Source organism: Rhodococcus sp. 1163 (assembly GCF_002091985.1).
GTDB lineage: Bacteria > Actinomycetota > Actinomycetes > Mycobacteriales > Mycobacteriaceae > Rhodococcoides.
This window is the reverse complement of record NZ_MKKX01000018.1, coordinates 368,277-388,508: the sequence shown is the minus strand read 5'-3', so window position 1 is coordinate 388,508 and position 20,232 is coordinate 368,277. Positions and strand designations below refer to the sequence as shown.

Here is a 20,232-nt window from a genome sequence, read left to right as displayed (position 1 = left end):
ACCGGTCAGATCGCCATGGCTGCGCGTACATCGGCTTCGGACTCGCTACCGCCCGGGCCGGTGGACGTGATTCGCCCGGCCTCGAGAATGTAGTAATTCTGGGCAGATTCGAGCGCGAATCCGATATGTTGCTCCACCAGCAACACCCCGAGCCCGCCGCGGCGGGTGAGATCGAGAATCGTGCGTTCGATCTCGGCGACGACGGAGGGCTGAATGCCCTCGGTCGGCTCGTCGAGGATGAGCATCTTCGGCTCGGTGATGAGTGCACGGGCAATCGCCAACTGCTGACGTTGACCACCGGACAGCAGACCCGCACGCCTGGTGAGCAGTTCCTTCAACGCGGGAAACAGGTCGAGGGCCTCACCGATCAACGCCTTACCTCGCTTACGGCCATCGGCGACGACCTGCAGATTCTCGGCCGTGGTCAACTGGCCGAACGACTGCTGGCCCTGCGGGACATAGGCAAGACCGCGTGCGACGCGAGCGCTGGGGCGTAGCGAGCTGACGTCCTCGCCATCGAAGAGGACCTTCCCCGAGTTGACCGCGAGCAGGCCGACGGCGGCTCGGAGCAGAGTCGTCTTGCCTGCACCGTTGTGGCCCATGACCGCGGCCACGCCGTCGGCGGGGACGGTGAGTGACGCCCCATGGACGACCTCGCTGCGGCCGTAACCGGTACGCACGTCGATGAGTTCAAGCATGCTTGCCTCCTGGTGTGGCGTCGGCGATGTCCTGTGCAATCTGATCGAGTTCGCCGCCCGCGGCAGCGGTACCGAGGTAGACCTCTTGAACCTTGGGGTCGGCCTGTACCTCGGCGACGGTGCCTTCGGACAGGATGCGCCCAGCGGCAAGAACTGTCACCGACGTCGCGAATGCTCGCATGAAGTCCATGTCGTGCTCGACGACGACGACGGTCCGTTCGCCGCCGATCCGACGAAGCAATTCGCCGGTCTGCTCGCGTTCGTCATGGCTCATCCCGGCAACCGGTTCGTCGAGAAGCAGTACATCGGCGTTCTGCACCAACAGCATTCCGATTTCGAGCCACTGCTTCTGACCATGGGCAAGAATGCCCGCCGGCTTGTTCCTTGCTTCGGTCAGACCGATGGTCTCGAGCGCCTCCTCGATCTCGGGCGAGACCGCACTGCGGCGGCGCAACATGGTCATGATCGAACGTCCTGCCCCGGCTGCGATGTCGAGGTTCTGCAGGACGGTGAGCTGTTCGAAGATGCTGGCAGTCTGGAACGTTCGTCCGACGCCGAGTCTGGCGATCTGGTGCACCTTCTTACCGAGCAGTTCGACGCCGGACTTGGTGATCGACCCGGTTGCCGGTACCAGTCCGGTGATGGCGTCGATCAGGGTGGTCTTGCCGGCACCGTTCGGTCCGATGAGGAACCGCAGATCGCCCTGCATGAGCGTCAGGTCTACGTCGGTGTTGGCCTTGAATCCGTCGAAACTCACGGTAAGCCCGCGTACTTCGAGGTACTGGCTCGACATACCGGCGTTGCCACCGAAAGTCGGCTGATGGTTGTCGAGGTGAGTCATGTGACGAGCTCCTTCTCTTCGACATCGATGACGGCACCGGGTTCGTCTGCAGCTTTCTTGCGACTTCGGAGAGCGAACAAGCCTGCGATGCCTGCGGGGAAGAACCCGACCACGACGATGAACATCAGTCCCTGAGCGTAGGTCCAGCCTGACGGAAATTGTTCCGACAGAGTTGTCTGCGCCCAGGCCACACCGAGTGCGCCGAGAACCGGTCCCAGCAGCGTGCTGCGTCCGCCGATCGCCACACCGATGAGGAACGCGATGGAGGGAACGATGCCGACGTCGTTGGGGGAGACTATGCCGACGATCGGCACGAAGAGCGCCCCGGCGAGGCCGGCGAAGAATGCCGCACTCACGTAGGCGACGATCTTCACATTGGCGGGGTCGTACCCCAGGAAGCGCACTCGTTCTTCCTGATCGCGGACCGCGACGAGCAGTTCCCCGTAGCGCGAATACATGAGCTGCCGAGTGATGGCGACGACCGCCAGCAGCACACCGGCCGCGATGAAGAACAGCATCTGCTTGTTGGCCGGATCCTTGAGATCGAACCCGAAGAACGTCCGGAATCTGTTGAGCCCGTTGGACCCACCCGTGGTCTGCTGACCCACCAACAGAATTGCGAATGCAGCAGCGAGAGCCTGGCTCAGGATCGCGAAGTACGCCCCCTTGACGCGTCGTTTGAAGACACCGAGGCCGAGAACGAGCGCGACGATAGCCGGGATGAACAGAATCCCGAGAATCGTCACCAACGGCGAAGCGAACGGAACCCAATACGAAGGCAGTTCGCGAATCCCGGCGATGGACATGAAGTCCGGCACCGCGTCGCCGCGTAGGTCGGCGTCGGAGATCTTCAGATGCATGGCCATGATGTAAGCGCCGAGCCCGAAGAACACTCCCTGGCCGAGCGTGAGCATTCCGCCACGGCCCCAGGCCAATCCGATACCGACCGCAACGATGGCGTAGCAGATGAACTTGCCGAGAAGGTTGAGCCGGAACTCGCTGAGAACGGCCGGTGCGACCGCGAACAGGAGGACGGCGGCGAGGGCGAATCCCAGCCATGCGCGGCGCTGCTGGACGAAGGTGCTCATACCAAACTCCTTGTCTTGACCGCGAACAGACCCTGTGGGCGGGCTTGAAGGAAGAACACGATCAGCACGAACACGATTACCTTGGCGATCGAGGCTGTCGTGCTGTACTCGATGAACGAATTGAGGATGCCGAGCGCGAACGCTGCGATGACCGCACCCTTGATCTGGCCGAGTCCGCCGACGACGACCACGAGGAATGCGTCGATCAGGTAGCTCTGCCCGACGGTAGAGCTCGTCGAACCGATCAGCGTCAACGCGACACCGGCGACACCGGCGAGGCCGGACCCGATGAAGAACGTCGAAATATCGGTCCGACGGCTCGAGATGCCCGACGTCTCGGCCAGGTCCCGGTTCTGCACGACCGCGCGGATGCGTCGACCCATCGGGGTTTTCGCGAGGGCGAACGACAATGCGAGAACACAGATCACGGCGAGAATCAGAATGAAGATGCGGGTCTTGGGAACGACAGCGCCGAGGATGTCGATGCCACCGGACAGCCAGCCCGGTGAGACGACGTTGACGGCGGGGGCGCCGAAGATATCGCGCGCACATTGCTGCAGGATGAGCCCGACACCGAATGTCACCAGCAGCGTGTCGAGTGGGCGGTGATACATGCGACGGATCAGCGTAACCTCGAGCAGGGCGCCCATGGCGCCGCCGACGAAGAACCCGACGATCAGCGAGATGAACAGCGATGCACCGCCGGTGGAGAAGAGTTGCTGCACGACGTACGCGGTGTACGAACCGGCCATGATGAACTCACCATGGGCCATGTTGATGACACCCATCTGACCGAAGGTCAGCGAGAGTCCCAATGCGGCAAGCAGAAGAATCGAACCAATACTCAAGCCGGTGAAAAGCTGCCCGACTACGACATCCATGAGCGCTCCTTTTCAGTGCAGCTCCGCACAGATGAGTGGACATGTTTTCGCTAGCTGCATTTCCACTCATCTGCGCGGAGTGCCTGGGAATTAGTTGAGGTCGGAAGCCCACTCGTAGGTCTCGAGGAACGGATCGGGTGCGATCGGTGCCGGGGATTCCCAGACGGTGTAGATCAGGCCGTCGGGGCGGACTTCGCCGATACGTGCAGTCTTCGAGATGTGGTGGTTTGCGCCGTCGATGACGACCTCACCTTCGGGAGCGGCGAAGCTGACGCCATCCGCTGCGGCTTGAATGTCACCGACTGCGAAGGAGTTTGCCTTCTCCACGGTGTTCTTCCACAGGTACACCGAGGTGTAGGCGGCTTCCATCGGGTCGGAGGTGGGCTTGTCCGCGCCATATTTCGCCTTGTAGTCGGCGACGAACTTCTTGTTTTCCGGACTGTCGACAGTCTGGTAGTAGTTCCACGCGGTCAACTGGCCTTCGATGTTCTGCGCGCCGATTCCGGCAACTTCTTCCTCGGCAATGGATACCGAGAGGACCGGCATGTCAGCAGCTTTGAGGCCCGCGTTGGTGTATTCGCGGAAGAAAGCGACATTGGAATCACCGTTGAGAGTGTTGAACACGGCATCGGCGTCGGCGGAGCGGACTTTGTTCACGATAGTGGAGAAGTCGGTCGAACCGAGCGGGGTGTAGTCCTCACCCTTGATCTCGATACCGTTGGCAGCTGCGTAAGCCTTGATCTCACGGTTGGCGGTCTGCGGGAATACATAGTCGCTACCGACCAGATACAGAGACTTGACGCCCTTTTCCTTCAGGTAATCGAGTGCGGGGATGATCTGCTGATTCGTGGTTGCACCGGTATAGAAGATGTTGTCCGAGGACTCGAGGCCCTCGTACTGGACGGGGTAGTAGAGCAGCGCGTCGTTGTCCTCGAACACCGGCAACATCGCCTTACGGCTCGACGACGTCCAACCGCCGAAAACGGCTGCGACACAGTCACTGCTGATCAGCTTCTCGGCCTTCTCGGCGAACATTGTGGGCTCGGACGCGCCGTCCTCGGCGACGACCTGGATCTGCTTGCCGTCGACTCCACCTGATGCGTTGATCTCTTCGATGGCCAGGGCGATCGAATCACGCACCGTCACTTCGCTGATCGCCATGGTTCCGGAGAGCGAGTTGAGCGAGCCGACCTTGATGGTGTCGCCGGATGTGTCGACACAGGATTCGGCTGCTGCCGCGCCGTCAGCTGAGGTGGTGTCACCGGCTTTGCTACCGCACGAGGTGAGCGCCAAACCGACCATGGCCAGAGCGAGAGGAGCAACCAGTACACGTGTGGCCATCTTGCTCGAGGAAACTGCAGGCATCTTTGACGCCCTTTCGCTTGTATACGGAGTTGTATTCGCGATTGCAGACAGTAAAGGGGAAGTATTGCGCGGATATGTTGCCCGGTGACGGCTCTATTTCGTCCGTTACGCCGCTGTTAACTTCTCGGCGCGTGGATGATTCGTCCGAGGGGAAGGGCTTCGGCGATGTCGAACCCTGCAGAAATGGATGTGGCTTGCCGCTTGGCGATGACAAGTAGGGTTGACATTCGATGACAAGTCCGCTTGACTTTCGTCATGGCTGCCGCACTCAGGACCAACACGGTGCGTGAACACCGAAAAGCGGCCCGGCTCACCCAGGCGGAGCTGGGTAGAGCATGTGGAGTCAGTAGGCAGAGCATCGTCTCCGTCGAAGGAGGCGACTATGCCCCCAGTGTCTATTTGGCGCTCGAGCTGGCCGCAGCATTGAACACCACCGTCGAAACACTTTTCGCGACAGGCGAAGTGCCCGCGGCACAACCGGAGACATGAGGAGCGATGACCATGAGTACATCCATCACGGCAGGTCCGTTCATCAAGGCGATGCGGTTCGTCGGAGATCTCGACGATGAGTTCTATGACGACGAACGCCAGCGCGATGTGTGGAACGAGGCCTCTGCCATCGGCTTTCAGCTCTTTGCGTGGGTATCGCTGATCAGCGCCGCGATATTGCCGTGGGCGGCGGGCACAACCGGAGCCTGGATCGGTCTGGGCATCCTCGTCGTCTCGACACTGATCAACTTCGCGACTGCAGGCTACTCGGCGGCCCGCGGAGTCAACCTCTACACGGCGTCGAAGCTGGTTCGTGTTCGCGCGATCGTGGTGGGTGTGCTCTTCGCAGTCGGATACGTCAGCGTCCTGGTTGCCTTGCAGCCGAGCGTGTACTCGCAGGCCAGTTCATGGGCGGGTGGCGTCGTCGGCGCGATTCTCGGCGGCGGAGCGGTGGGAGCAGCGATCTGGTACATGCGCAAACGTCATGCCCGCTTCGAAAACGAAGAGATCGACGGCAGTTGACCGGCCGCGGAAATGCTCGACTATGGCATCTCACCGCAGGTAACGTGCTCGCCCATGAGTGCCGGTGAAGGACTGAAACAGATCGCCGACGGGGTGTGGGCGTTCCTGCGACCACCGGGGAGTTGGGGTCAGACGAATACCGGGCTGATCGTCGACCCAGGTGCGGCGTCGATGGTGATCGACACCGTGTGGGACACCCGATGGGCGAAGCGGGTGGCATCGGCGACGTCGGAACCTACATGAACACAGTTCGTGGAGGAGCACGGTTCCCACGCAAGCTGCCGAGACTGCCAGATCAGACGTTCGAAGTGACCGAGCGGATCGACGTAGGGACACGTCAGGTCCAGTTGCGATATCTCGGCCCGGCACACACCGCGGGAGACCTGATCGCCCACGTACCGGACGCAGGCGTGGTGTTCGCAGGCGATGTGCTGTTCATCGGATCGACCCCGATACTTCGGCACGGCCCACTCCCGAATTGGGTGGATGCCCTCGATCATCTGATCGCGCTCGATGCGGAGGTCTACGTTCCGGGCCACGGCCCGATCTGTGGCCTCGACGAGGTGCTCGAGCTCCGTGCTTATTGGACGTGGGTGGACGCGGCCGGACGCCAACACTTCGATGCGGGAGTCGAATCGGTCCATGCCGCCCGCAACATGATGGCGTCCCCGGAATTTTTGTCTTTCTCGAAGTGGGGCTCACCGGAAAGGTTGTTTCTGAGCATGTCCACGCTGTACCGCCTGTGGGAGGGCAAACCGGCGGCGCCGCCGACACTCGTCCGCCGGGTCGCGGCCTTCGCTGCGGCGGGCGCGACGCTGCGCAAGGGGAAGCGAACCCGAGAAAGCGCCGAATCGATGATCATCACCGAACGCGATACGGCGAGACCGAGCTCCGATGCTCATCGATATCGAGGTCTTTGCCGAGCGGGGGGAAGGCACGTTGCGGGCAGTTCGAGCGCTCGCACACTCGGCAACCCGCGCCGATCGGGGTGGCGACAGCCGAACCATGTAGATCGAGCCCATCGGCGTAGACCAACCGAGTTGCATGCCGGAGCTCGCACCCCAAGCCGATGGCGAACGTCTTGGTCGGCTGGCCGTAGCGCGCGGCCCGTCGCTCGACCGTGCGGGCAATCCACAGGTAGCTACGCCCGTCCGGCATCTCGGCGATCTGCGTCATGATCTTGCCCGGGTAGGCGAAGGTTTCGTACACATTCCACAGTGGGCACGTACCGCCGCTGGAAGAAAAGTGAAAACCGGTCGCCGATTGTCTCTTGGACATATTTCCGGCACGGTCGACACGGACGAAAGAGAATGGAACTCCACGAAGCTTGGGCCGTTGAAGCGTCGAAAGGCGGTGGCAGACGGTCTCGTAGCTGACCGAGAAGAAGGCCGACAATCGCTCGATGTCGTAGCGAAATTCCTCGGCCACATCATGGAACTGGCGATACGGAAGAACTGTGGCAGCAGCGAAATAATTGGCGAACCCGAGGATCGCGAGCTTCTTCGATTGTTCGCTCGTGAAACCGCCCTCTTCGACCATTCTGTCCAAGAGATCGGCACATTCGAGGTAGGCCAACTCTGCCGCGTACTTGAAAACCTTCTGCCCGCCCGAGAGGTGCGTGGAAATTTCCAGGACCCGGGTACGCGGATCGAACCGGTGCAGAACATTCTCGCCGAGGTCGATTCGATTGACGATCTGTACCTCGTGGACCGTTTCGAGTCGGCGGGCGATCTCACCGCCGACGTCGGCGCGGTGGAATCGGATCCGAGAGGTCAACTCCTCTGCGGCGGTATCCAATTCATGTAAATAGTTCTGCCGTTGGTAGAAGTAGTCGCGTACTTCTTCGTGCGGTTTGCTGATGGAACCGCTGCCACTGCCGTCGCTGAATCGCTCGTCGGTGGCGGCCGCGAGCTGAGCCGTCGTATTGCGGTACCGGCGGTGCATGTTCACCATCGCCCGAGCCAACTGCGGATGAGAAGAGACCATCTGTGCGATCTCGTGAGCGTCGGCAGCGATGCCCATGTCCTGATCCAGTGCGACCTCTCGAAGCTCGGCGACGAGTCTGGTGTCGTCCTCGGAGGAGAAGAACGAGGTATCGACACCGAAAACCTCGGAAATACGAAGCAGCACGGGCACTGTCAGTGGGCGGACGTCGTGTTCGATCTGGTTGAGATAGCTCGCCGAGATCTCGAGCTGACCAGCCAGTGCAACCTGGCTCATCTTGCGCTCGGACCGAAGCTGCCGCAGCCGCACGCCGACGAACGTTTTGGACATGCGCCCAGGCTACGCCTGTGAAGACAGTGCTTAACAACGTTCGCCTCGGTCGCTCGCGGGTCACGATTCGGTGATGTAACGACCCCGAAGTCGCATCTCGGCGTATACCGGAATGGGAGTTGATTTCAGCCTTCGAACCAAAGATTCAGCCGCGAACAAGAGGGAGTCTGCAGATGTCGGACCACACGAACGAAGTTGTACGCGACGCCATCGTCCTGATTACCGGAGTGGTCCTCGTGACGTCCACCATTTGGCTTCCCGTCGATGGAGACACCGGGGTGTCCGGCGCCATCCTCATCCTCGGCATGCTGTCGGCAGGCACTGCTCTCTGGGCGATGTCCAGTGCGTCGAGATCGAGCCACTGGGCGCACGTGGTCCTCGGGGTGACGCTGGCGCTCTCGCCGCTGATTCTCGCGTTCCCCGCGGATCTGTTGGTGACCGACATGTTCGCCATCGTCGGCGGCGTCCTCATTGCGTCGCTCGGTGTACTCGGGGTGGTCTCCAGCACGCGTCGAGCCCCGGAAGCGAGTCGATTGATCGCATCCTCTCTCTCGCAGCCGGCTGCTCGGGATCGCGTGCGGAGCTGATTTCTAGCAGGGAATGCATGGGCCAGTCTCCATCCTGCTGTGATTACGCTCACACCACTAACAAATCGACTTCGTCACTGTTTCGATTCAGACGCCCGCAATCAAACAGTACAAACGTCCGGTAAGGCATCCGGTGGGAGTTTCTCAAATTGCGTTCGTAGCCTGCGGTTTCGGCCTACTGGCCGGTAACCAGCCTGTCCGTTCGGCGAGGGTTCGCGTCGGCTGGAACTTTGCAAACTTAGCAACGGGTGTTGAAAAGCTAGCCAAGATTGGCACTAGCAACAGGTGGACGGGCATTTTTGGGTGTGCCATTGTTTTGGAGTACACCCGAAGGGCCTGGCAACGATGTGAAGAATTCCTTTCGACGCAGGCCGAGAAGATGAGAAGAGACTGGAGCTCCGATGTCGACCACCGGCACCCCGAAGACCACCGCCGAGATCCAGCAGGATTGGGACACCAACCCTCGCTGGAAGGGCGTGACGCGTAATTTCACCGCAGAACAGGTTTCCAAGCTGCAGGGCACCGTGGTAGAGGAAGCAACACTTGCCCGCCGCGGCTCCGAGATCCTGTGGGACCTCGTGACCAACGAGGACTACATCAACTCGCTCGGTGCACTCACCGGCAACCAGGCCGTGCAGCAGGTTCGCGCCGGCCTGAAAGCCATCTACCTCTCCGGCTGGCAGGTTGCCGGCGACGCCAACCTCTCGGGCCACACGTACCCGGACCAGAGCCTCTACCCGGCCAACTCGGTGCCGACCGTCGTTCGCCGCATCAACAACGCACTGCTGCGCGCCGACGAGATCGCCAAGGTCGAGGGTGACACCTCGGTCAGCAACTGGCTCGCCCCAGTGGTCGCCGACGCCGAAGCAGGATTCGGTGGCGCGCTGAACGCTTACGAGCTGCAGAAGGCCATGATCGCTGCCGGTGCCGCAGGTGTGCACTGGGAGGATCAGCTCGCTTCGGAGAAGAAGTGCGGCCACCTCGGTGGCAAGGTGCTCATCCCGACCCAGCAGCACATCCGTACCCTGACCTCGGCTCGCCTCGCGTCCGACGTCGCCGATGTCCCCTCGGTCATCATCGCCCGCACCGACGCCGAGGCCGCAACCCTCATCACGTCCGATGTGGACGAGCGCGACGTGGAGTTCCTCGACGGAACCCGCACCGCAGAAGGTTTCTACGGCGTCAAGAACGGCATCGAGCCGTGCATCGCTCGTGCGAAGGCTTACGCACCGTACGCGGACCTCATCTGGATGGAGACCGGCGTTCCTGACCTCGAGGTTGCCAAGCGCTTCTCCGAGTCGGTTCGTAGCGAATTCCCGGACCAGATGCTCGCCTACAACTGCTCGCCTTCGTTCAACTGGAAGGCGCACCTGGACGATGCGACCATCGCCAAGTTCCAGAAGGAGCTCGGCGCGATGGGCTTCAAGTTCCAGTTCATCACCCTCGCCGGATTCCACTCGCTCAACTACGGCATGTTCGACCTGGCCCACGGTTACGCCCGCGAAGGCATGACGGCGTTCGTCGACCTGCAGGAGCGCGAGTTCAAGGCTGCCGAAGAGCGTGGCTTCACCGCCGTCAAGCACCAGCGTGAGGTCGGCGCAGGCTACTTCGACACCATCGCCACCACGGTCGACCCGAACACCTCGACCGCAGCGCTGAAGGGCTCCACCGAAGAGGGCCAGTTCCACTGATCGCCACGTCCGACTCGAACGACCAGTAAGGCCAAGGAGCTGACGTGACCAGCGAGAAAATTCAGCGAGTCGGCGTTATCGGCATCGGGCAGATGGGTGCCGGAATTGCCGAGGTGTGCGCACGCGCACACGTCGACGTGCTGGTCTACGAACAGACACGTGAGCTGACGGCTGCAGGACGCGCACGCATCCTGCGGTCGTTGGACCGTGGTGTCAGCAGCGGCAAGATCACCGAGCGAGAACGTGAGCAGGCAGCCTGGCGGTTGCGGTTCACCTCCGACCTCAGTGACTTCGCCGACCGTCAGCTCGTTGTCGAGGCCGTTCTCGAGGACGAGAAGATCAAGGCCGACATTTTTGCCGAGCTCGATTCGGTGGTGACGGACCCGAATGCAGTACTCGCGTCCAACACGTCGTCGATCCCCATCATGAAGCTGGGAATTGCGACCAAGTCACCGGATCGTGTCGTCGGTATGCATTTCTTCAACCCGGTGCCGGTGCTCCCGCTCGTCGAGCTCGTCACCACTCTCAAGACAAGCCAGGCTGTCGCCGAGCGTGCGGAGAAATTCGCCAGCGAAGTACTCGGCAAGCAGGTCGTCCGGTCTGCAGACCGTTCGGGTTTCGTCGTCAACGCGCTCCTGGTGCCGTACCTGCTCTCGGCTATTCGCATGGTCGAGTCCGGGTTCGCCACCAAGGAAGACGTGGACAAAGCGACAGTGCTGGGCCTCGCACATCCCATGGGGCCCTTGGCATTGGCCGACCTCGTCGGACTCGACACCGTCAAGTCGATTGCCGACTCGATGTACGAAGAGTTCAAGGAACCGTTGTTCTCCGCCCCGCCGCTTCTGCTACGTATGGTCGAGGCAGGGCTGGTCGGCAAGAAGACCGGATCAGGTTTCTACCAGTACGAGAACGGTCGTTTCGCAAAATAGGTAGGCGCTTCGCGCAGGTGAGTGGGAATACGTTGTCGGCAACGTATTCCCACTCGCGTCTGCCGTTGCACCCTCACTGGAAGGAACCCTTTCGTGGCGAGTAGCGCAGCCGAATTCGGTTCGAGCATCCTGGGATACCCGAGAATCGGCCCGCGGCGAGAATTGAAGCGCGCACTCGAGACCTACTGGAACGGTAGGTCGACGCCTGCCGCCCGCGCCGCACTCCAGTCCGTAGGTCGTTCCCTTCAGGAAGACACCTGGGACGAACTCCATGCAACCGGGTTGACGCAAGTCCCCGGAAACACCTTCTCCTTCTACGATCATGTCCTCGACGACGCATTGCTTTTCGGGGCAGTTCCGACGCGCTTCGCCCCGCTCGAAGGGGAGATGCATCCGCTCGATTTCTACTTCACCGTTGCTCGCGGCAAGCCTGATCTCCCGCCGCTGGAGCTGGTGCGGTATTTCGACTCCAATTACTTCTACCGCCAACCCGAGATCGACGAGTCGACGCCGTTCTCACTGCACGCGGAGAGCCTGCTCGATGAGTTCGATCGGGCGAAGGCCCGCGGTATCGAACTGCGCCCCGTTGTGCTCGGCCCGGTATCGCTGCTGTTGTTGTCCAAGGCCGGATCTCTGGCAGCGCAAGGATTCTCCCCGCTCGATCGGCTGGGGGATCTGCTTACGCAGTACAGTGCCCTCTTCGAGTTGCTTGCCCTGCGAGGTGCTACCTGCGTCCAGCTGGACGAGCCCGCATTCACTGCTGAACGAACAGCCGAGGAGCTGGCAGCACTCGACCGCGCGTACACCGCCCTGTCGACGACGGCGTTGCGACCCCGACTTCTCGTGACAGGTCAATACGGGTCTCTCGGCCCTGCGCTGCCGATTCTCGCAGCCACCAAGATCGAGGCAATCGGTCTGGACCTCGTCGCAGGCAGGCTCGAGCCGGAAGAGCTCGCCGCCATTTCCGGAATGAAACGCAAACGCCTCTACGCTGGAGTCATCGACGGCCGCACCGTGTGGCGTGCCGACCGCGTCGTCGTGCTCGACTACCTCGAGCGATTGAAAGAGGTGTGCGAAGACCTCGTCGTCTCGACGTCGTCGACACTGCTGCACGTTCCGTACGACGTGCTGAGCGAGTACGACATCGACGGCAACGTCGCCGATCGTCTTGCGTTCGCGAAGCAAAAAGTCGGCGAGGTCGTTGCCTTGGCAAAGGCGCTCACCGACGGGCCGTCGGACAGGTGGCGCAAGAAGCCGACCGAGGTGCACTTCAAGCAGAAGCACGCGGTGCGGCACCGGGTTTACAACGTAACGCCCGACATGCGGGTTCGACTGCCGTACGCCGAGCGGAAGATCGCGCAGCACAAGAAGCTGAATCTTCCGCTGGTGCCCGCCACCACCCTCGGTTCGTTCCCGCAAACTTCGGCAATGAGGCAGGCGAGATACGAACTGGGACAGGGCCGTATCGATACTGCTGACTATCACGCGCTCGTCGAGGACGAGATCGAGCAGGTCATTCGGCTGCAGGAGGACATCGGGCTCGACGTCTTGGTGAACGGCGAGGTGGAACGCAACGACATGATTCAGTTCTTCGCCGAAGCGCTCGAAGGGTTCGCCACGACGACCAACGGGTGGGTCCAGACGTACGGTTCACGATGCGTGCGTCCGCCCATTCTGTACGGCGACGTGGCCCGGCCGGAACCGATGAGCGTCGAGTGGACAGCGTTCGCGCAGTCGTTGACGGACAAGCCGGTCAAAGCAATCCTGACCGGACCGGTCACCATGCTCGCCCGTTCGTTCGTGCGGAAGGATCTCCCACTGCACGAGGTGGCCGACCAGGTTGCCCTGACCATTCGTGACGAGATCGCCGATCTCGAGAAAGCCGGGATCGGGATCATTCAGGTCGACGAGCCGGCGTTGCGTGAACTGTTGCCCTCGCGTGAGAAGGGGCGCAAAGAATACCTCCGTTGGTCGGTCGAGGCGTTTCGGCTGGCGACGTCGGGTGCAAAGGCCGAGACCCAGATTCACACGCATCTGGGGTACTCCACTCGTGCGTCGGTGGTCGACGCGATCGAGAACCTCGATGCCGATGTCACGGCGATCGTGGCAACACGATCCATCGACTGGGTTCTCGGTGCTTTGCAGGAGAACGTCCTCAGCCATGGAGTCGGTCCGGGCGTGTACGAGAGTCGTTCGGCGCGTATCCCCGACATCGACGAACTCGACGAGCTACTGACACAGGCAGCCGCGACGATCGACATCGACCGGTTGTGGGCCAATCCCGACGGTGGCCTCAAAACACGCCAGTATTGGCAACTGGAACCGTCGTTGCGTAACTTGGTGGCAGCGGCGCGACGGGTGCGCCGACGCGCAGAACAGGGGACAGCAGAGTGAGCAAGTCGAAGAAGTCCGGCGGACTCGTTCCGAAGGTGTTCGGAATTGTATTGGCAGCGACGGGTGCCGCGCATTTCGTCGTTCCCGAGGCGTTCGAAGGAATCACCAAGCGTCCTTTCCCTCGCGACACCAGGACCTGGATCAGCCGCAACGGAGCTACCGAACTCGCTGTCGGTGCTGCCATTGCGTACCCCAAGACTCGTAAGATCGGCCTCATCGGACTCGGCACGTATGTCGGCTGGCTGGGTCTCAATATCGCCCGCAACGGTTAGAGCACCGGTCCGGATTGTTGTGAATCACTCCCGCCTGCTGGGAATACCCTGCTGGCGGGAGTGTCCGCTTTGCATGGCTACCGATGGGTAGGTAGCAATGTAGCTATGACTTCAGCTACTGCATATACCGCGACGGCCCCTGATGCTCCGCTCGAGAAGGTCACCATCGAGCGTCGTGAGCTCGGACCCAACGATGTCCTCATCGAGGTCAAGTTCGCCGGTATCTGTCACTCCGATATCCACACCGCCCGGAACGAGTGGGGCGGCACCACCTACCCCGTCGTTCCGGGACACGAAATCGCGGGCATCGTCTCCGAGGTCGGTTCCGATGTCAGTAAGCACAAGGTCGGCGACCGCGTCGGCGTCGGGTGCTTCGTGGATTCCTGCGGCGAGTGCGAGGCCTGCCTTGCCGACGAAGAGCAGTACTGCAGCAAGGGTGTGACGGCGACCTACAACTCCAAGCAGGCCGACGGCACCATCACCCAGGGCGGATACTCCACGCACATCGTCGTCACCGAAGGGTTCGTTCTTTCCATTCCGGAGGGAATCGAGCTCGACGTCGCGGCGCCTCTCCTGTGCGCAGGCATCACGCTGTACTCCCCGCTCAAGCATTGGGGAGCCGGACCCGGAACGAAGGTCGCCATCATCGGTATGGGCGGACTGGGACATGTCGGCGTCAAGATCGCCAATGCACTCGGCGCCGAGGTGACCGTGCTCAGTCAGTCGCTCAACAAGGAAGAGGACGGCAAGCGCCTCGGTGCGCATCACTACTACGCCACTTCCGACGCCGCGACGTTCAAGAAGCTTCGTGGTGAATTCGACCTGATCATCAATACCGTGTCGGCAGAGATCGACATGGACAAGCACATGTCATTGCTCGCGATGAACGGCTCGCTCGTCATCCTGGGGCTTCCGTCCGAGCCCATCAAGGTGCGCGGATTCACCCTTGCGGCCAACCGTCGTAGCCTCGCGGGTTCGATGGTCGGTGGCATTGCGCAGACGCAGGAAATGTTGAACTTCTGCGCTGAACACCACATCGGTGCCGAGATCGAGACCATTGCCGCCAACAAGATCAACGAGGCGTACGAGCGCGTGTTGAAGAGCGACGTCCGCTACCGGTTCGTGATCGACGCCAAGACATTCTGAGTTCTCGTACGCCTTTCGTATCCGAAAATGTATGCGAAAGGCGTACTACGCGGGCGTAGCGTCGAAGTCGGGTCAGCACAGTTCTCTTCGGCGAAGGGACCCGAGATGAAACTCAATACGTTCGCAGGCTGGGTTGGTTACGGACTGGCATTGCTTGCCGTCACTGCGATGGGCTTGTTCCTGGTCGCAGTAGGTTCTGGCTACGACGCTCTGGCAGTGTTGGCAGGCAGTGTCTGCGTGGTGGCAATTGCGGGGGCCATGGGCCTGGTGGGCGGAGTGGTCAAGCACGATCACCGACTCCACCGCACTACCCCAAGACTGCTCTGACGGTTCGGCACTAGCTTTCAGCCAGCCGCCTTTTTTCCAGCTCGACGTCGAAATCGGCAGCGGGCCAGTCGAGTTCGAGCTGTTCCAGTGCATCGATCAGCAACTCCGTTACTGCCAGTCGGCTGTACCACTTCCGGTCGGCCTGGATGACGAACCACGGTGCGTAATCGGTATTCGTTCGATCGATGGCACGTTGGTACGCGGTGCGATATTGCGGTAGGAATTTACGCTCGGTGACATCGCTCGGATTATATTTCCAGTGCTTGTCTGGACGGTCCAGCCTCTCCTGCAGTCGCGCTCGCTGCTCTTCCGGCGAGACGAACAAGGCGACCTTGATGATGAGCGTGCCCTGTTCGGTGAGGTCCTTCTCGAAAGCGTTGATCTCGTCGAATCTTGGTTCCCACACCTGGCGCGGAACCAGGTCGTGGACCGCTACGACCAACACATCCTCGTAATGCGACCGATCGAAGACCCCTATCTTGCCGCCGCGGGGTAGGGCCTTACGAATTCGCCACAAATAATGGTGCTGCTTCTCTTCCTTGGTGGGAACCCCGAAAGAGGCAAGGTCGACGCCCTGCGGATCGACCATCCCGATGACATTGCGGACCATCCCGCCCTTGCCCGCAGTGTCCATTCCCTGCAGTACCAGAAGAATCGAGCGCAGATCTCCGGCACGTCCGTTGGCGTACAACTTTTCCTGAAGGGCGGAAAGAACTTCACCGCGCTCGAGGAGGAGATCCTGACCCTCCTCTTTCGTGCCCTCGAATCCGGGCGTCTCATCGAAGTCGATGTCCTCGATACGCGTCGAATCGGTCGCGCGGAGGATTTTGCCGGGCGGGGTAGACCACAACGAAGGCTTCTCGTCCTTCGATTCCACGTTGTCCGGTGACGCCGACTTCTCGGATGACTTGGCCATGAACAGACCCTAGTCCGCGGCGGAGATCTACCCTGGGATTCATGGCCCCGAAACTTGCGTCAGCACAATCCGTCGACCGCTCCACGATGCTCGACTTCGTTTCTCCTCGACACCACCTGACCCTGATCACCCGTAAACGCGACGGCGGAGTGCAAGTCTCGCCGGTGACGTCCGGGCTCGATTCGGAAGGCCGCATCGTCATTGCGACGTACCCGGAGCGCGCGAAGGTCTACAACATTCGTCGCAACCCGTCGGTGACCGCGTTGATTCACTCGGACGAGTGGAACGATGCTTACGTCCAAATCGACGGTACGGCCGAGATCATCGACCTCCCGGATTCGGTGGAACCGCTCGTCGAGTACTTCCGTAGCGTCGCCGGTGAGCATTCCGACTGGGACGAGTATCGGGAGGCGATGCGCAAACAGGGAAAATCGTTGATACGCATCACGATCGAGAGCTGGGGGCCGATCGCCGAAGGTGGCTTCCCGCCGGGGAGAGTGTGACCAGCCCGCCGGGGAGAGTGTGATCAACCCTTTTCGAAGAGCGGTACCGCGTTGTCGAGGGCGTACTGGGTGCCTGCCGCGGACGCGGAAGAGAAAGCGTTGTTCAGGTTCTGGTCTCCGAGGACGACGAGTCGGCCGTCGCGAGCGGAGGGGAGTGCTTGGATGGCAGCGTCGTTGGTGATCGACTCGGCACTGCTTCCGATCGGAAACATCACGGTCAGATCGGCGTCGAGGGCAGCTGTGTTCTCGGCAGAGAGCGTGATTGCGTACTTGTTCGGCTCGGCGAGCGCCTGAATTTCGGGCTTGTTGACGAAACCGAGCCTCTTCATGAAGTCCACGCGGACGTCCCCGTCGACGTAGGCGCCGAGTTGGCCGCTGTAGAGGGTGCCGACGGCAACGGTCTTGTCGGCGAACTGCGGGTTCGCCGCGACGGCCTCGTCGAACTTTTCGTTGGTCTCGTCGATGATCTGGCGACCGTCCTCGGATTTGCCGAGCACGTCGGCGATCAACTGGGTCTGCCCGTCCCACGTTGTTCCGTAGGCGATGTCGGTGCCGACGGGTGCGCCGACGGTCGGAGCGATGTCGGAAAGGTCCTCGTAGACTGCCTGGTCGTTCGTGCTGCGAGTCCACAGGATCAGGTCTGGCTCGAGTGCGGCCACCGATTCGACGTCGATCTCGTAGGTACCGAGGATCGTCGGCGCGGTGTCGTAGCTTTCCTCGACCCATGGTCCGAGTCCGTCACCGCCGACGGCGAGCCAGTCGCTTGCAGCGACGGGCTGCACTCCGAGTGCTAGCGCCGTCTCGGCGTCCGACCATCCGAGTGCGACGACGCGTTGAGGAGCGGCCGGTACGGTGACTTCGCCGAATATCGTGTCGACGGTGGGTCCGTCGGCAGCGGGTTCGCTGCCGGAATCGGTGCCACAGGCTGTCATGGTTACTACCGCGAGGGCAGCGATCACCGGGGCGAATGTCGAGAGTGTCCGTAAGCGCATAGGCAACGCTAACCTACATTGCTTGTTTTTGAGTACCTGCCCCCACGTGTCCTGCTCAGGGGCGGTCCTCGTCGACGAGCGGGTGCGGCTGCGATTTGAACTTCGCCGGCGATCCGTCGGCCTGCGCGACGCCGTGGATTCCACCCCACATCAACATGCATAGATAGTCGATGAGGTCCTCGGCCGACATCGACTTGTTCGAGATCCACCAGTGCGTGGCCAGCTGGACGGCGCCGACGATCGCGAACGCCCAGGGCACCGACCCGCCGGAGTCCATTTCGCGAGCGCGCAGTCGTTCGCCGAGGACGGTCGCGAGCAACTCGGCGATCATGCGCTCCGACTCGGCGACAACGTCACGATTGGTGCCGGCATTGTTGGCCATCACATAGAGGTAGACCTCGGGGTCGGTGGCGACCGTCTCCACGTAGGCCGCGATGACAGCCCGGGTGAGTTGATATTCATCGAGTTCTTCCGAGATGGCCGTGTAGATCCGTGGGGCGAGGGTCGTCTCGACATAACGAGTCATCGTTGCGTTGGTCAGATCGTTCTTGTCGGTGAAGTAGCGGTAGAGAACCGTCTTCGAGATCCCGATCTCCGATGCGATCTCGTCCATGCCGATCTCGCGGCCCCGCAAGCGAATTGCGGCCAACGTGCCGTCGACGAGTTCTTCACGCCGGGCGATCTTGTGATCGCGCCACCGCCGTTTTCTGCCGTCCGGCTTCGCTGGCTTCGTTGCCGCCTCGGTATCTGCCTTCTTGGTGTCGACTTCTGCTTCGAGTGTGCCGTCTTCCGTCGCTTTCGGACTGCTCACTTTTGCCGCTGTCGTCGCATTTCTCGCCACGTGTGTCCGCCGTATCCCGTCGTTTTCGTTCCCGCCTCAGCTTAGGCGTCCTGTTGTATCGATTCCTGCCGCACCGAGCTGCCTGTGCGGATCGGTGCATCCGGGACGACCGCTCTCGCCGAACGCAGGCACAATGGCGAGGTGCAGCTGATGAACTTCGACGATGCGACCAAGCGTCGCGACCTTCGCAAGATGAAGGGCCTCGCAACGGGGTTCCTGGTATTCGCCACCGTGGTCTACATGTTCTGCAGATGGCAGGAGTCCCGAGGCGCAGGCGAGTGGGTCGGCTACGTCCGGGCCGCGGCCGAGGCGGGAATGGTCGGTGCGCTGGCGGACTGGTTCGCGGTGACCGCACTCTTCAAGCACCCGTTGGGTATTCCGATCCCACACACGGCCATCATCAAGAAGAAGAAGGATCAGCTCGGTGCCAGCCTCGGCTCGTTCGTCGGAAGCAATTTCCTGGCGCCCGATGTCGTGTCGGAAAAGATCGGTTCGGCACAAATTCCGCTCCGGCTCGGGACCTGGTTGGCGCAGCCGGAGAACGCGGACAGGGTCGCGGCCGAATCGGCGACGGTGCTGCGCGGGGTCGTCGAAGTGCTCAACGACGACGACATCACGCAGGTGATCGACAACACCATCGTGCGGAGGCTCGCCGACCCGGAATGGGGTCCGCCGATCGGTCGGGTGTTGGGCGAACTCATCAAGGAGAATCGCCAGCTGCCGTTGATCGACATGCTCGCCGAGCGTGCTCACCAGTGGGCGCTGGGAAGTCAGGAGACGATCGAACGCGTCGTCAGTCGCGATTCTCCGACCTGGTCGCCGAAGTTCGTCGACACGCTGCTCGGGGAGAAGATATACAAGGAACTCGTCGAGTTCACCTGGAAAGTCAGGTCGACGCCGGAGCACGAGCTGAGGCTGGCCGCCAACAAGTTCCTCGTCGACTATGCGCACGATCTCCAGCATGATCCGGCGACGATCGAGAAGGCCGAATCGCTGAAGTCCCAGATCATGGGTCGCGCCGAGGTCACGGGGCTTGCATCCGCCACCTGGAAGGTCGCCAAGCGGTTGATCATGGAGTCGGTGGACGACCCGTCGAGCACCTTGCGACGCAAGATCAGCGAGAACGCGGCCGGCTGGGGTGTTCGGCTGCGCGACGATGACGAACTCCGCGGCAAGGTCGATGGCTGGCTGCTCGGCGGAGCGCGCTACATCGCCGCCAACTATGCAGACGAGATCACCACGATCATTACCGACACGGTCGCTCGCTGGGATGCGGAAGAGGCGAGTTCGAAGATCGAGTTGCAGGTGGGTCGCGATCTCCAGTTCATCCGTATCAACGGCACCGTTGTCGGGGCGTTGGCAGGTTTGGCCATCTACTCGGTGTCGAATCTGATTTTTTGATTCGCCAACCCGCCGATTGTGTCCCTGGGCAGGAGTGCTAGCAGAGTGCTTGCAATAGCAAGCACCCTTGGGTAT

22 protein-coding genes and 1 pseudogene are annotated in these 20,232 nt (G+C 61.5%); 13 read left to right on the top strand and 10 right to left on the bottom strand.

Annotation, left to right across the window (positions count from 1 at the left end; genetic code table 11):
* Window positions 1-5: 5 nt before the first annotated feature.
* The 5 genes from urtE to urtA all read right to left on the bottom strand — a co-directional run bounded on the left by urtE (window position 6) and on the right by urtA (window position 4,873).
* Window positions 6-698 carry an urea ABC transporter ATP-binding subunit UrtE gene (gene urtE, locus BJD99_RS08075; protein ID WP_084346254.1) on the bottom strand — a complete coding sequence of 231 codons (693 nt, stop codon included), beginning with the start codon at window positions 696-698 and terminating at the stop codon, window positions 6-8.
* On the bottom strand, window positions 691-1,539 hold the full coding sequence (gene urtD / locus BJD99_RS08070; protein ID WP_084346253.1) for an urea ABC transporter ATP-binding protein UrtD: 849 nt from the start codon (window positions 1,537-1,539) through the stop codon (window positions 691-693). Before urtD ends, urtE begins: the two co-directional genes overlap by 8 nt.
* On the bottom strand, window positions 1,536-2,627 hold the full coding sequence (gene urtC, locus BJD99_RS08065) for an urea ABC transporter permease subunit UrtC (RefSeq protein WP_084346252.1): 1,092 nt from the start codon (window positions 2,625-2,627) through the stop codon (window positions 1,536-1,538). The genes urtD and urtC overlap by 4 nt, the downstream gene beginning before the upstream one ends.
* A complete protein-coding gene (urtB, locus tag BJD99_RS08060; protein WP_084346251.1) occupies window positions 2,624-3,508 on the bottom strand; it encodes an urea ABC transporter permease subunit UrtB in 885 nt (294 codons plus the stop codon). Before urtB ends, urtC begins: the two co-directional genes overlap by 4 nt.
* 90 nt (window positions 3,509-3,598) lie before the next feature.
* Window positions 3,599-4,873 carry an urea ABC transporter substrate-binding protein gene (gene urtA / locus BJD99_RS08055; RefSeq protein ID WP_084346250.1) on the bottom strand — a complete coding sequence of 425 codons (1,275 nt, stop codon included), beginning with the start codon at window positions 4,871-4,873 and terminating at the stop codon, window positions 3,599-3,601.
* A gap of 255 nt (window positions 4,874-5,128) precedes the next feature.
* Between urtA and BJD99_RS08050 the strand changes: the two genes are divergently transcribed.
* From BJD99_RS08050 to BJD99_RS21420, 4 genes and pseudogenes are all read left to right on the top strand, one after another.
* Window positions 5,129-5,362, top strand: a complete 234-nt coding sequence (locus tag BJD99_RS08050) for a helix-turn-helix transcriptional regulator (protein ID WP_084346249.1) — start codon at window positions 5,129-5,131, stop codon at window positions 5,360-5,362.
* 12 nt (window positions 5,363-5,374) lie between these two features.
* Entirely contained in the window at window positions 5,375-5,884 is a 510-nt protein-coding gene (locus BJD99_RS08045; protein ID WP_084346402.1) for a DUF2029 domain-containing protein, read from the top strand.
* A gap of 54 nt (window positions 5,885-5,938) precedes the next feature.
* Window positions 5,939-6,127: a hypothetical protein gene (locus BJD99_RS21425; protein WP_306294092.1), complete on the top strand. Its 189-nt coding sequence runs from the start codon at window positions 5,939-5,941 to the stop codon at window positions 6,125-6,127.
* A pseudogene (locus BJD99_RS21420) lies at window positions 6,085-6,363 on the top strand (MBL fold metallo-hydrolase); the annotation flags it as partial. The gene BJD99_RS21425 and the pseudogene BJD99_RS21420, both read left to right, overlap by 43 nt.
* A 101-nt stretch (window positions 6,364-6,464) precedes the next feature.
* On the opposite strand, the gene BJD99_RS21415 reads toward BJD99_RS21420, so the two are convergent.
* On the bottom strand, window positions 6,465-6,746 hold the full coding sequence (locus BJD99_RS21415; protein WP_306294094.1) for a hypothetical protein: 282 nt from the start codon (window positions 6,744-6,746) through the stop codon (window positions 6,465-6,467).
* Entirely contained in the window at window positions 6,746-8,158 is a 1,413-nt protein-coding gene (ramB, locus tag BJD99_RS08035) for an acetate metabolism transcriptional regulator RamB (protein WP_084346248.1), read from the bottom strand. Before ramB ends, BJD99_RS21415 begins: the two co-directional genes overlap by 1 nt.
* 173 nt (window positions 8,159-8,331) lie before the next feature.
* Here ramB and BJD99_RS08030 point away from each other — a divergent pair, with 173 nt between their 5' ends.
* From BJD99_RS08030 to BJD99_RS08000, 7 genes are all read left to right on the top strand, one after another.
* The gene (locus BJD99_RS08030) at window positions 8,332-8,745 is read left to right on the top strand and encodes a hypothetical protein (RefSeq protein WP_084346247.1); all 414 of its coding nucleotides are present in this window, start codon (window positions 8,332-8,334) and stop codon (window positions 8,743-8,745) included.
* Window positions 8,746-9,146: 401 nt separating this feature from the next.
* Complete coding sequence (gene aceA / locus BJD99_RS08025; protein ID WP_084346246.1) at window positions 9,147-10,436, top strand: isocitrate lyase; 1,290 nt, start codon at window positions 9,147-9,149, stop codon at window positions 10,434-10,436.
* Between the two features lie 44 nt (window positions 10,437-10,480).
* Complete coding sequence (locus BJD99_RS08020) at window positions 10,481-11,365, top strand: 3-hydroxybutyryl-CoA dehydrogenase (protein ID WP_084346245.1); 885 nt, start codon at window positions 10,481-10,483, stop codon at window positions 11,363-11,365.
* A gap of 93 nt (window positions 11,366-11,458) precedes the next feature.
* Entirely contained in the window at window positions 11,459-13,759 is a 2,301-nt protein-coding gene (metE, locus tag BJD99_RS08015) for a 5-methyltetrahydropteroyltriglutamate--homocysteine S-methyltransferase (protein ID WP_084346244.1), read from the top strand.
* Window positions 13,756-14,031: a hypothetical protein gene (locus BJD99_RS08010; RefSeq protein ID WP_084346243.1), complete on the top strand. Its 276-nt coding sequence runs from the start codon at window positions 13,756-13,758 to the stop codon at window positions 14,029-14,031. The genes metE and BJD99_RS08010 overlap by 4 nt, the downstream gene beginning before the upstream one ends.
* A 105-nt stretch (window positions 14,032-14,136) precedes the next feature.
* Complete coding sequence (locus BJD99_RS08005; protein ID WP_084346242.1) at window positions 14,137-15,177, top strand: NAD(P)-dependent alcohol dehydrogenase; 1,041 nt, start codon at window positions 14,137-14,139, stop codon at window positions 15,175-15,177.
* A gap of 105 nt (window positions 15,178-15,282) precedes the next feature.
* Window positions 15,283-15,504 carry a hypothetical protein gene (locus BJD99_RS08000; RefSeq protein WP_084346401.1) on the top strand — a complete coding sequence of 74 codons (222 nt, stop codon included), beginning with the start codon at window positions 15,283-15,285 and terminating at the stop codon, window positions 15,502-15,504.
* Window positions 15,505-15,514: 10 nt separating this feature from the next.
* On the opposite strand, the gene BJD99_RS07995 is transcribed toward BJD99_RS08000, so the two are convergent.
* On the bottom strand, window positions 15,515-16,420 hold the full coding sequence (locus BJD99_RS07995) for a PPK2 family polyphosphate kinase (protein WP_084346241.1): 906 nt from the start codon (window positions 16,418-16,420) through the stop codon (window positions 15,515-15,517).
* Window positions 16,421-16,461: 41 nt separating this feature from the next.
* Between BJD99_RS07995 and BJD99_RS07990 the strand changes: the two genes are divergently transcribed.
* Window positions 16,462-16,923: a PPOX class F420-dependent oxidoreductase gene (locus BJD99_RS07990; RefSeq protein WP_084346240.1), complete on the top strand. Its 462-nt coding sequence runs from the start codon at window positions 16,462-16,464 to the stop codon at window positions 16,921-16,923.
* Between the two features lie 23 nt (window positions 16,924-16,946).
* Here the strand turns inward: BJD99_RS07990 and BJD99_RS07985 are convergent, their stop codons facing one another.
* Window positions 16,947-17,915: an iron-siderophore ABC transporter substrate-binding protein gene (locus tag BJD99_RS07985; protein WP_084346239.1), complete on the bottom strand. Its 969-nt coding sequence runs from the start codon at window positions 17,913-17,915 to the stop codon at window positions 16,947-16,949.
* A 55-nt stretch (window positions 17,916-17,970) separates the two neighbouring features.
* The gene (locus BJD99_RS07980; RefSeq protein ID WP_256895547.1) at window positions 17,971-18,726 is read right to left on the bottom strand and encodes a TetR/AcrR family transcriptional regulator; all 756 of its coding nucleotides are present in this window, start codon (window positions 18,724-18,726) and stop codon (window positions 17,971-17,973) included.
* Between the two features lie 180 nt (window positions 18,727-18,906).
* Here BJD99_RS07980 and BJD99_RS07975 point away from each other — a divergent pair, with 180 nt between their 5' ends.
* Window positions 18,907-20,157 carry a DUF445 domain-containing protein gene (locus tag BJD99_RS07975; protein WP_179142237.1) on the top strand — a complete coding sequence of 417 codons (1,251 nt, stop codon included), beginning with the start codon at window positions 18,907-18,909 and terminating at the stop codon, window positions 20,155-20,157.
* Window positions 20,158-20,232: the final 75 nt, after the last annotated feature.